At 70.6% G+C, this 6021-nt stretch carries 7 protein-coding genes; 2 read left to right on the top strand and 5 right to left on the bottom strand.

Annotated elements, in window-relative coordinates; translation table 11 throughout:
- Window positions 1-89: 89 nt before the first annotated feature.
- The gene (locus tag VK923_17940) at window positions 90-275 is read right to left on the bottom strand and encodes a hypothetical protein (GenBank protein HSJ46563.1); all 186 of its coding nucleotides are present in this window, start codon (window positions 273-275) and stop codon (window positions 90-92) included.
- A 516-nt stretch (window positions 276-791) separates the two neighbouring features.
- On the opposite strand from VK923_17940, the gene VK923_17935 reads away from it, so the two are divergent.
- Window positions 792-1043 carry a hypothetical protein gene (locus tag VK923_17935; GenBank protein ID HSJ46562.1) on the top strand — a complete coding sequence of 84 codons (252 nt, stop codon included), beginning with the start codon at window positions 792-794 and terminating at the stop codon, window positions 1041-1043.
- A 46-nt stretch (window positions 1044-1089) separates the two neighbouring features.
- Here the strand turns inward: VK923_17935 and cobT are convergent, their stop codons facing one another.
- The 3 genes from cobT to VK923_17920 all read right to left on the bottom strand — a co-directional run bounded on the left by cobT (window position 1090) and on the right by VK923_17920 (window position 3650).
- Window positions 1090-2148: a nicotinate-nucleotide--dimethylbenzimidazole phosphoribosyltransferase gene (gene cobT, locus VK923_17930; protein HSJ46561.1), complete on the bottom strand. Its 1059-nt coding sequence runs from the start codon at window positions 2146-2148 to the stop codon at window positions 1090-1092.
- Between the two features lie 304 nt (window positions 2149-2452).
- Window positions 2453-2779 (bottom strand): DUF998 domain-containing protein, encoded by a 327-nt coding sequence (locus VK923_17925; protein HSJ46560.1) that lies wholly within the window; start codon window positions 2777-2779, stop codon window positions 2453-2455.
- A gap of 43 nt (window positions 2780-2822) precedes the next feature.
- The gene (locus VK923_17920; protein ID HSJ46559.1) at window positions 2823-3650 is read right to left on the bottom strand and encodes a class I SAM-dependent methyltransferase; all 828 of its coding nucleotides are present in this window, start codon (window positions 3648-3650) and stop codon (window positions 2823-2825) included.
- Between the two features lie 413 nt (window positions 3651-4063).
- Between VK923_17920 and VK923_17915 the strand changes: the two genes are divergently transcribed.
- Window positions 4064-5464, top strand: a complete 1401-nt coding sequence (locus tag VK923_17915; protein ID HSJ46558.1) for an FAD-binding oxidoreductase — start codon at window positions 4064-4066, stop codon at window positions 5462-5464.
- Window positions 5465-5477: 13 nt separating this feature from the next.
- Here VK923_17915 and VK923_17910 read toward each other — a convergent pair.
- The coding region (locus VK923_17910) for a helix-turn-helix domain-containing protein (protein HSJ46557.1) at window positions 5478-6021 on the bottom strand (544 nt) is incomplete at its 5' end.

Raw genomic sequence — 6021 nt, 5'->3', positions numbered from 1 at the left:
GGAGCGGTCCCGCCTACCCCGCCGGCGACGACGACGATCTTGCCACATGCCGCCGCGTTCGAGCACCCGATGGGCGCGGCTGCCGTCGGTCAGCGGGATGCGCTCCGCCACGATCGGCGAGAGCGTGCCTGCAGCCGCAGGCCGAGCAGGTCGGTCAACGTCTCGCGGTACCAGGCGTTCGGCTTCCGGGCATCGCCGGGCAACGGCGCGTGCTTTGCATCCGGGAGGAGGCTGAGCGCGAACCGCATCGCCAGGCTGACGGGGATCACGCGCATCGGGAGATCTGGAGGTCGCGGCCACGCCGAACCACACGAAACCTCAGCGACCGTCCGGGCGCGGTCCGGTGGCGCGCCGCAGGCGGCGGCGCCGATCAGCGTTGCGGTCCGTCAGCGACGTCTCCGGACGGACGGGACGGGTCGGCGGTGGACGGCTCCGGCCGCCCATCCTGTTCCTCCTCGAGGGTTTCCGACCTCGGCCATCGCGGCGTGTCGCTCAGCGGCCGCCGCGGCGCCGTCGCTGGTGGGCGCGGCGCCGCCGATCGTGGTGGTGTCGTTGTCGGCCGGTCCGTCCGGGGACGTCGCACTCTCGTGCTTGAGCCCAAGGTCTCTGCGAGCCGCCCGCACGCACAGCGAGATGCTGGGCCAGCTGTGGTCGTCGCCGCAAAGGGTCCAGAAGCCCTGCCCCACGAGCCACCGCTCGTGCCACGCTATCGAGCACTGTCGTGTTGAGTGGGACGTGTGTTCACGGTACGAGTAGAGGTGCATGGACGTCGACGGACCGAGGAGCGAGGGATGAGCGAAGGTCGTCGCGCGTCGGCTGCACGTGCTGACGGCATCCGACGGCGGCTCGCAGCGAAGCCCAGCCTGGAGCTGACGCCGGACGAGCTGCGGGCGCTGGCGGATCACAACATCGATCCCGACGAGGTCCGGCGCATCGCGATGGCAGACCGCGAGGTCGACGAGGTCAGCGAACACGACCGCCCGACCGCGCGTGATGAGCTCGAGGCGCTGGTGATCAGCGAAGGCGACGAACCAGGGCAGTGACATAGCGCGTCACGGCGACGCGTTCCGTCGTCTGAGGCGTTCGTCGTCACATGAAGCCGAGCTCGGCGAGCGTGGTCATGTCCGTCAGCGCGCGGGCGGCGGCGGCGACCAGCGGGACGGCGAGCAGCCCGCCGGTGCCCTCGCCCAACCGCAGCCCGAGGTCGAGCAGTGGGGTCAGGTCCAGGTGATCGAGCGCGACACCGGCAGCCGGCTCGGTCGAGCGGTGTCCGGCGATGAGGTAGCCACGCACCGGAGGACACAGTCCGACGGCGGCCAGCGCGGCGGCGTTCGTGACGACGCCGTCGAGCAAGATCGGTACGCGAGCGACGGCGGCCGAGCAGATCAGCCCCGCCAGGGCGGCGTGTTCGAGACCCCCGACCGCGGCCAGCGCGTCGATCGCGTCGGCCGTCTCCGGCCGGTGCCGCCACAACGCGGTCTGAACGACCGCGCGCTTGCGGCCGAGCATCTCGTCGTCGATCCCGGCACCGCGTCCGGTGACCTGATCGGCGTCCGCACCGGTGAAGGCAGCGACGAGGCACGCCGACGCGGTCGTGTTGGCGATGCCCATGTCGCCGGTGACGAGCAGGTCGACGTCGTCGCCGGTCAGCTCCTCGGCGATGCCCGCACCAGCCAGGAACGCCCGCGTCGCATCCTCGCGCGTCATCGCCGGTCCGGCCGTGAGGTCGTCAGTGCCAGCGCGTATCCGTCGCTTGAGCAGCAGCGGGTGGTCAGCGGGTTCGACCGCGCAGCCGACGTCGAGGACGCTGACGCGGGCGCCGACGGTCGCGGCCAGGGCGTTGACCGCAGCGGTCCCGGCGCAGAACTGCTCGACCATCACGGTCGTGATCCGCTGGGGCCAGGGCGTGACGTCTTGTGCATGCACGCCGTGGTCGGCGGTGACAACGACCACCGCAGGCTGCGTCGGGACGGGCGGCGGGCTGGTTCCCGCAATGGCTGCCAGCTGGGCGCCGATCGACTCGAGGCGACCCAGGCTGCCGCGTGGCTTGATCAGCCGCGCGTGCCGGTCCATCGCGTCGCGTGCCGCGCGTTCGTCGACAGGAACGACGCCGGTGACGAGGCCGCGCTGCTGGTCGTCGGTGGTCACGTGCCGACCTCCGGTGTCGTCGGTCGTGGGCAACCGCGAGCCGCCGGAGGCGTCGATCCGGACGTGACGGATGTCGTCACGGGGCAGTCGCACACCTCGTCACCGGCATGTGTGCCCGCCAGCAGGCGCGAGATGTCGTCCACTGCGGACGAAGGCTAGCGCGCTCACGTGCTGCCGAGCTCGGAGGCCTCGCGGGCGGTCGCCACCGCACGTGCTCACCACGTTGCCATCACGTCCGCGTCGTGTTCGGCCTGCCGGATGTGCTCGACGGGGGGATCACGACCGCCACGAGCACGGAGGCCAGCTACCCGACCCCATGGTCTGCCGATTGCTGGAAATCCTGCTGGGTTGTCTGCAGCACGTGGACAGCCAGAAGGGTCAGCCACGTCCACCCGACCGTCAGCGTCACACGCTGGAACAGACCACCAGACGCCACCAGGCTCTCGATCTGACCGAAGGCCAGGCTCGCAAGAACGACGCCCACCACGAAGAAGACGCCGGTGGCCGTCGAGTACGCCGCCCATGGACGCTGTCCCGATCGGGAGAACCACCGAGCGAACACGAAGCACGCGGCAGGGAGTCCGCCGAAGACCAACACGGAGACCAGGTCGTGGACGGCGCCGCGCACCATGGGGACACATCGGTCCGAACGGCTTCTTCTTGGACTTCTGGTACTACACGCGGGTCCAGGCACCGACGATGGCGGGGAGGATCTGCATGCCGTCGCGATCGATGATCTCGGCGCGAAGTCGCTCCTCGAGCGTCGTCTCGTCGACCTCGTCCCGGGCGACAGCGCCCTGCTGTTCGAGGAAGGGCAGCAGGCTGTGGACGGTGGCGGCGATGTACGCGTAGCCCGGCCAGTCGGCACCACCGCCCGCGGGCACGTCGATACGCATCTGCGGGGCGGGCAGGCCTGCCCGCCGGTAGGTGGAGAAGAGCTTCATGCCCATCGCGATGTCCGGACCCGTGTCGGCGGACGGCGTCGTCCAGCGCAGGACCTGGTCGTGCAGCGGAGCGGGAGGGTACGAGGAGCGCGGGGTGCTGAGGTCCATCTCCTGGAACGCGACGATGCCGCCGGCTTGCAGCAAGCCGGCGACGTGGCCAACCGTGGCGACCGGGTCGGGCTCGTACATCAGGACCCACCGTCCGACGACGGCGTCGAAGCCGTCGCGCAGGTCGAGCTGGCGGACGTCGCCACTGTGGAACACCACGTTCGTCCGGTGTGCCGCAGCCGCCCGGCCACGCGCCACCTCGAGGATCTCGGGGTTGGTGTCGACGCCCGTGACGTGACCCTGAGGACCAACCAGCTCCGCGAGAAGCAGTGCGACGTCGCCCGCCCCGCTGCCCACGTCGAGGACGTGCATCCCCGCGGTGATGCCCGCGTCGCCGAACAGCTGGCGGGTGAACGGCCCGTAGATCTGGTGCTGCAGGATGAGCCGCCGCGTCTCGGCGTCGCTGCGTCCGAGCGGGTACGCGGCTGAGGCATCCAGCGGAGCGGTCATGCGTCCCACCTCCCCGCCGGAGCTGCCGACCGGTATCGATGCCGTCCGCGACCAGTATGCGGCATCGGTGGTCCGTCTGGACAACAGCGTCGCCGCCTCGGCGGATGGAGTGGCTCAGGGACGAGGTCGGGGAGGCCGTCGCGTCGCCCGTCGTCCAGCGGCGGTGGGGCGTGATGTCCGGCAGGTGCCACAGGATCGGCTCGCGTACCACGGTCAGCGAGCCGGCCACCGCGGGGCTGTTGACGGCCCCGGCGGCGGTGCACTCCCGTCGTCGCAGCGATGAGTTCTCGCGCCGGCCGTCGTCGATGCAGGTAGTCCTTGTCAGAAGCGACCGGACCGGAGATCGCCATCACCCAGGTCACGGCCTGGCCGGCTCGGCGACCGTCGGCCCGATGCCCCACGGAGGTGCTCCGATGTCACGAGCCGACAACGCCGAGCGTTTGATACCAGCTCTGCGTGCCGCATTCGACGGGCAGGTGATCACGCCCGACAACACCGCCTACGACCAGACCCGGGCCGTGTTCTACCGCGCGTTCGATCGCAGGCCGTCCGCGATCGTCCAGGTCACCGACGCAGCCGAGGTCGCGAAGGTCGTCTCGGTCGCCCGCGACACGGGGAGCGAGCTTGCCGTCCGCAGTGGCGGTCACAGCGTGGCCGGCCACAGCATGTCCGAGCGTGGCATCGTCATCGACCTGTCGCTGATGCGGGAGGTGGACATCGACGTCGCACAGCGCACCGCGTGGGCCGAGACCGGCCTGACCGCAGGCGAGTACACGAGCGCGACGGCGGCCCACGGCCTTGTGACCGGGTTCGGTGACACCGCCTCGGTCGGGATCGGTGGCATCACGCTCGGTGGCGGCGTCGGCTATCTCGCCCGCAGGCACGGATTGACGATCGATGACGTGCTGGCTGCCGACGTGGTCACCGCCGACGGCCGGATCGTGCGCACGGACGCCGAGCAGCATCCCGACCTGTTCTGGGCGATCCGCGGTGGTGGCGGCAACTTCGGCGTTGTCACACGGTTCCAGTACCGACTGCACGACGTCGACACGATCGTGGGCGGCATGCTGATGCTGCCCGCGACGCCGGAGCTCGTCACGAGGTTCGTCGCCGAGGCGGAGGCTGCGCCCGACGAGCTGACGACCATCTGCAACCTGATGGTCGCGCCGCCCATGCCGTTCGTGCCCGCCGAGCATCACGGCACGTTGATCATGATTGCGCTGCTCGCCCACACCGGTCCGATCGACGCCGGTGCTCGTGTGATCGCGCCCTTCCGTGCCCTGGCCACCCCGCTGGTGGACACCGTCCAGCCGATGCGGTACCCGGAGCTGTACGAGATGCTCGAGGGCGGTCCGGAGTCGGTCGCACAGGAGCAGGCGCGGTCAACCTTCATCGACCACCTCGACCGGAGCCGGGCCGAGGCGATCCTCGAGCACCTACGGACCTCGACCGCGCCGATGGCGGTCGCGCAGCTGCGGGTGCTCGGTGGGGCGATGGCGCGGGTGCCCGTGGACGCCACGGCGTTCGCACATCGTCGGCGACGGATCATGATCGCCGCCGGCGCGGTGTACGAGGACGCCGCGGACACGCCGGTGCACACGGCGTGGGTCGACAGCTTCGCCGCCGCGGTGCGCCAGGGCGCGCCCGGCGTGTACGTCAACTTCCTAGGCGACGAGGGTGACGCCCGCGTCCGCGAGGCATACCCGGAGCCCACATGGGACCGGCTCACCAGGGTCAAGGCCGCGTACGACCCGACCAACCTGTTCCGAATGAACCACAACATCCCACCGTCGCCCGACACTCCGACGGCGTAGCCCACAGGGGCGCTCACAGGTGCGTCACGTGAAGGTGGCGCGGAGCAGAGTGCCGAGACGGGATGCGAACGTGTCGGACGACCAGTTGCGGTCGACGGTTCAGCCCCTCCAGCACGTCGAAGGACATCAGCACCCACAGCATGTCGGTGGCCCTGGCGACGGTCCACGGTGGGGCGAGCCGTCCCTCGCGGTCGAGCCACTCGGCCAGCCGGCGGCAGTGGTCGTGCCAGTCGCGACGGACCAGCTCCCAGTGCGCGGCAGCGTCGGGGTCGCTGCGGCGAGCGTGGTCGGCGGCGCGCGCCAGACCGATCAGCCGGGGGTGGTAGCGGGCCAGATGGCGTGCCCACTCGTCGAGCGCGGTGACCGCGTCGGGCTCGTCCCACACCGGGCGGGTCGATGCGGCGAGATCCTCGGTGTCATTGACGAAGTCGAACAGTTCGGTCAGCAGCTCGGTTCGGGACGCGAAGTGCAGGTAGACGGCTCGGCGGGTGACGCCGGCCCGTTCGGCAACCTGGGTCATCGTCACGGCCGCGAAGCCGTGCTCCTCGATCAGGTCG

The organism is Euzebyales bacterium, assembly GCA_035461305.1.
GTDB lineage: Bacteria > Actinomycetota > Nitriliruptoria > Euzebyales > JAHELV01 > JAHELV01.
Note: the sequence above shows the minus strand (reverse complement) of the source record. Positions and strands in the feature narration are given on the sequence as shown.

Bases quoted from the DNA above. Each gene is read 5' to 3' on its own strand.
- VK923_17935 (HSJ46562.1), top strand. From the start codon at position 792: ATGAGCGAAGGTCGTCGCGCGTCGGCTGCACGTGCTGACGGCATCCGA.
- VK923_17940 (HSJ46563.1), bottom strand. From the start codon at position 275: ATGCGCGTGATCCCCGTCAGCCTGGCGATGCGGTTCGCGCTCAGCCTC.
- VK923_17915 (HSJ46558.1), top strand. From the start codon at position 4,064: ATGTCACGAGCCGACAACGCCGAGCGTTTGATACCAGCTCTGCGTGCC.
- VK923_17925 (HSJ46560.1), bottom strand. From the start codon at position 2,779: ATGGTGCGCGGCGCCGTCCACGACCTGGTCTCCGTGTTGGTCTTCGGC.
- VK923_17920 (HSJ46559.1), bottom strand. From the start codon at position 3,650: ATGACCGCTCCGCTGGATGCCTCAGCCGCGTACCCGCTCGGACGCAGC.